We start from the raw sequence: 4,840 nt of genomic DNA on the forward strand, positions 1-4,840 counted from the left end.
CGCTATATCGGCCGGCAGTTTCTGCGCAGCATAGCCATCGTGTTCTTCACGGTGTTCGGTCTCGTCTATATCCTCGATTTCGTCGAACTGGTGCGCCGTGCAGGCGATGTCGCGGGCGCGACACCCCTCTGGATGGCACAACTGGCACTTCTGCGCACACCTTCCGTGACCGAGCAGGTCCTGCCTTTCGCCATCCTGATCGGCGCGATGACGACGCTTCTGACACTGTCGCGCAAGCTCGAGCTGGTGGTGGTCCGCGCTGCCGGGATCTCGGCCTGGCAATTCCTGTTGCCGGGCCTCGTCATTGCAGGCGGGATCGGCATCTTTTCGATCCTCGCCTACAATCCGGCGGCGGCGGTCCTCAAGGGTTATGCCAGCGAGGTCGAGACGCGGATTTTTTCATCGTCGCCGCAGGCGCATACGGGGCGCGACATCTGGATTCGCCAACGTCAGGATGACGGCTCGGCGATCATACGCGCCGGCAGCGTCGCCGAAGGGTCGACCCGGATCGCCGCAGTAACGGTTTTTCGCTTCGATCTTCAGGGCCGCTTTCGCGAGCGAATCGAAGCAGCATCGGCGGAATTGCGCTCCGGACATTGGGAAATGCGCGACGCGCGCATCATCGCGATCGAAGGCGAGCCGGAACGCTTCGACAGATACCTCTTGCCATCGAGCCTCGAGCCGGACCAGTTGCGCAGAAGCTTCACACCACCCGAATCAGTCCCGTTCTGGAGCCTGCGCGAGATGGCCGAACAGACCCGTCGCGCCGGGCTCGATGCCACGGCCTATCAGCTGCGCTACGAGACCCTGCTCGCCCGGCCCCTGCTCTTCGTCGCCATGGTTCTCGTCGCAGCTTCCGTTTCTTTAAGATTCTTCAGGTTTGGTGGTGTGGGGCCGTTGGTTCTGGGTGGCGTTGCGGCGGGTTTTCTGCTTTACGTCGCTACCGAGCTGATGGAGGATCTCGGGGCTTCGGGTCTGGTTGGAACGACCCTCGCCGCGTGGTTCCCCGCTGTGGTGGGCAGTTTGCTCGGCGTGCTGGCCTTGCTTTATCAGGAGGATGGTTGATGATCCTCCGGGCAGGTTCGAGGCAGGGAGCGGGAATGAGACGGGTAGGTAGCGCGATCGCCACGCTGGCGCTCGTGACGGCGTTGAGTACGGGAATTGTTTCGCTCCCCGCGCAGGCGCAGGGCGGGCTCGACGACGTCGTGGCCGCGCGCGCAGCCAGTGAAGGCCCGCAGCGTCTGCTGCTTGAGGCCGATGAGCTCATCTACGACAACGACCGGAATCGCGTCATCGCCGCCGGTAATGTTGAAATGTATTACGGCGGTCGTTCACTGCAGGCCGATCGTGTCACCTATGACCGCAATACCAGCCGCGTCTTCGCCGAAGGCAATGCCCGTCTCGTCGATGCCGATGGCGCTGTCGGCACCGCATCCTTCTTCGAGCTCACCGATGATTTCCGCAGCGGCTTCATCGATTCGCTGCAGGTCGAGCAGGATATCAGCGATGACGGTTTCGGGCGCCCGGGAACGGGGCGCTTCAGTGCGCGCCGGGCCGAGCGGATCGAGGGCGAGCAGACCATCTTTCATCGCGGCACCTACACGGCGTGCGATACCTGCGAAGAGAATCCGGGCAGGCCGCCCTTCTGGCAGGTGCGCGCTGCGCGGGTGATCCACGACAAGGAAACGAAGACAATCTATTACGAGAACGCCGCGCTGGAATTCCTTGGTGTTCCCGTGGCCTATCTGCCGTATTTCTGGTCGCCGGATCCGACGGTCAAGCGCAAGACCGGCTTTCTCACCCCGACGATCTCCCTGAACGAGGCGCTGGGCCCCGGTGTGACGGTCCCGTTCTTCTGGGAGACGGGCCCCAATCACGATCTCACCTTTCGTCCGCAATTCCTCTCCCGGCAAGGCGTATTGGGCGACGTGGAATGGCGCCACCGGCTCCCGACCGGGTCTTACGGCATCCGCGCGACCGGTATCTTCCAGCAGGACCGCACCCAGTTCAAAGCGCCGCCATCCGGCCCCGGCGATCGTAATTTTCGGGGCTCGATCCAGACCACCGGGCGGTTCGAGATCAACCGGCGCTGGCATTGGGGCTGGGACATTACCGGCGTCACCGACAAGTGGTATCTCGACAATTACGGCATCAATGCCGCAACGCTGACCAGTCACTATAACCGCGAGGCCGTCTCGCAGGTCTACCTGACCGGTCGCGGCGAGCGTTCCTTCTTCGATCTGCGGGGATACTATTTCAAGGCACTCGCGACGCGCGATTTCCAGCAGCATCAGCCGGTGGTCCATCCGGTCCTGGATTACAACAAACGGATCGACGCGCCGCCTGCCATCGGGGGTGAGCTGGCGCTCGACGTGAATTTCGTCAGCCTGTCGCGTGAAACATCCCAGTTTCGTGCCGCCGACCCCCTCGATCCGAATGCGAGGGGCGTGTTCGCCGGTATTTACGACACATGTGCCCCGGGTGCCTTCAACCGCGACCAGTGTCTGCTTCCCGGCGTTGCCGGTTCCTATAGCCGTCTGACGGCTCAGGTTTCGTGGCGCCGCCAGATCATCGACGGGCTCGGCCAGAGCTGGACGCCGTTTGCTTATCTGCGCGCTGACGGAATCTGGTCGTCGCCGCGCACTTCCGGCTTCCAGAACGCCGAAACCGCCAATCTGATGGGCTCGAGCGACCGTTTCCACGGGCGCATGACTCCGGGCGTGGGTCTCGAATACCGGCTGCCGATGATCGCGCGCGCGGGCAATTTCGGTATTCACGCGCTGGAGCCGATCGCCCAGATCGTGGCGCGCCCGAATGAGAGCCGGATCGGGCGGTTGCCCAACGAGGATGCGCAGAGCCTCGTCTTCGATGACAGCAACCTGTTCAGCTGGGACCGTTTCTCGGGCTACGACCGCGTCGAAGGTGGGGTGCGCGGCACTTATGCGCTGCGTTATGGCCTGACCGGGCGCAACGGGTTCCGGGCTGAGGCCAAACTCGGACAATCCGTACAATTGGCCGGACGCAACTCGTTCCGGTCGGGAGATCTCGTCAATACCGGGCGCGATTCAGGACTTGAATCACGCTTTTCGGATTATGTCGGGCGTGTCAGCCTGAGCCCCAACGAGATCTTCTCGATCAATGCGCGCGGTCGATTCGATCGCAGCACCTTCGATCTGAAGCGCCTGGAGGCGGGCGCACGGGTCAATTTTGATCGCTTCCAGGGTGCCGTTACTTATGCGCGCTTCGCGCCGCAGCCGGAACTGGGCTATCCGGATCGCCGCGAGGGCTTGCGCTTGTCGAGCCGGGTCGAGCTCTCCCCGCACTGGTTCGCGACGGGTTCGGTGATGTTCGATCTGTCGCGCTATCTCGACGATCGGCGCCGCGGCGCGCCGGAATCCGACCGCTTCTCCGTGGCGGCCATGTCGCTCGGTCTCGGCTATGCGGATGAATGCACGACTTTTACCGTGACCTACAGCGCCCGCCCGCAAGACGGCTCACTCGGTACGCGCGATCAGAATCGTACCATCATGCTGCAGCTCGAATTGCGTTCATTGGGCGGGGTCGGTGTGACGCGCAGTCTCGAAGGGGATCAGCAGGGTATCGCGCCGTGATCCGTCGCGCGCCGATCGCCCTGACCCTTGGCGATCCCGCAGGTATCGGCCCGGAGATCGCCTGGCGCGCCTGGCGGATCCTGCACCACGATCCGGGCCTTTGCTTCTTCATGCTCGCCGATCCGCAGCATCTGGCGCGCAGCATCGAAGCGCAGGCTGCGGATATCCCGCTCGCAACCATCAACCGGGCGGATGAAGCGGCAGCCGTTTTCGAACGCGCCCTTCCAGTCATGTCCTTGCAAAACCCGTTGCAGGCTGTGCCCGGCAAGCCCGATCCGGCCAATGCGGCTGCCGTGATCGAGTCGATCGAACGGGCGGTCTCACTTGCGCGCGCGGGTGAGGTCTCCTGCGTGGCGACCAATCCGATCGCCAAGCATGTGCTCTACGAAGCCGGTTTCCGCCATCCCGGCCATACGGAATTCCTCGCCGCGCTCTGTGCGGATGCGGGCGCGGATGGTGCGACGAAACCGCCGCGTTCGGTGATGATGCTGTGGAGCGAGGGGCTCGCCGTGGTGCCGGTCACCGTCCACATCCCGCTGGCCGAGGTGTCTGCGAAACTCACCCGCGATCTGATCGTCGAGACCGCCCGGATCGTCGCGCATGACCTGCGCAGGCGTTTTCGCATCGACACGCCGCGCCTCGCCATTGCCGGGCTCAACCCGCATGCGGGCGAGAACGGCACGATGGGGCGCGAGGAGGTCGATGTCATCGCGCCGGCCATCGCGCAATTGCAAGGCGAGGGGATCGATGCGCGCGGGCCCTATCCCGGCGATACGCTGTTTCATGCCCGCGCCCGCGCCGGTTTCGATGCCGCCTTGTGCATGTATCACGACCAGGCACTGATCCCGATCAAGACCATCGCCTTCGACGAGGCGGTGAACGTCACGCTCGGCCTTCCCTTCCTGCGCGTCTCGCCGGATCATGGCACGGCCTTCGATATTGCCGGCAAGGGCGTGGCGCGGCCCGACAGCCTGATCGCGGCCCTGCGCCTCGGCGCGCGCCTCGCCACCGGCAAGGCCTGAGAGCGCCATGGCTGCGATCGACGATCTGCCGCCCCTGCGTGATGTGGTCCAGCGTTTCGACCTCGCGCCGAAGAAGGCGCTGGGGCAGAATTTCCTCTTCGATCTCAATCTCACCAGCCGCATCGCCCGCTCGGCCGGTGCGCTCGACACGGTGATCGAGGTCGGGCCCGGCCCGGGCGGGCTGACGCGGGCGCTGCTCGCAGCCGG

At 64.3% G+C, this 4,840-nt stretch carries 4 protein-coding genes; all 4 read left to right on the top strand.

Features of this window, described 5'->3' with window-relative positions:
• Positions 1–1,065, top strand: a 1,065-nt coding sequence (gene lptG / locus VKP01_RS04395; RefSeq protein ID WP_414706515.1) for an LPS export ABC transporter permease LptG, incomplete at its 5' end; no start/stop codon positions are given.
• A 35-nt stretch (positions 1,066–1,100) separates the two neighbouring features.
• On the top strand, positions 1,101–3,611 hold the full coding sequence (locus VKP01_RS04400) for an LPS-assembly protein LptD (RefSeq protein ID WP_324410641.1): 2,511 nt from the start codon (positions 1,101–1,103) through the stop codon (positions 3,609–3,611).
• A complete protein-coding gene (gene pdxA / locus VKP01_RS04405) occupies positions 3,611–4,633 on the top strand; it encodes a 4-hydroxythreonine-4-phosphate dehydrogenase PdxA (RefSeq protein WP_324410646.1) in 1,023 nt (340 codons plus the stop codon). The genes VKP01_RS04400 and pdxA overlap by 1 nt, the downstream gene beginning before the upstream one ends.
• A 7-nt stretch (positions 4,634–4,640) precedes the next feature.
• Positions 4,641–4,840 (top strand): rRNA adenine N-6-methyltransferase family protein (locus tag VKP01_RS04410; RefSeq protein WP_324410642.1); only part of this gene is annotated, 200 nt, incomplete at its 3' end.

The sequence above is a fragment of the Saliniramus sp. genome (genome assembly GCF_035311605.1).
Taxonomy (GTDB): Bacteria; Pseudomonadota; Alphaproteobacteria; order Rhizobiales; family Beijerinckiaceae; genus Saliniramus.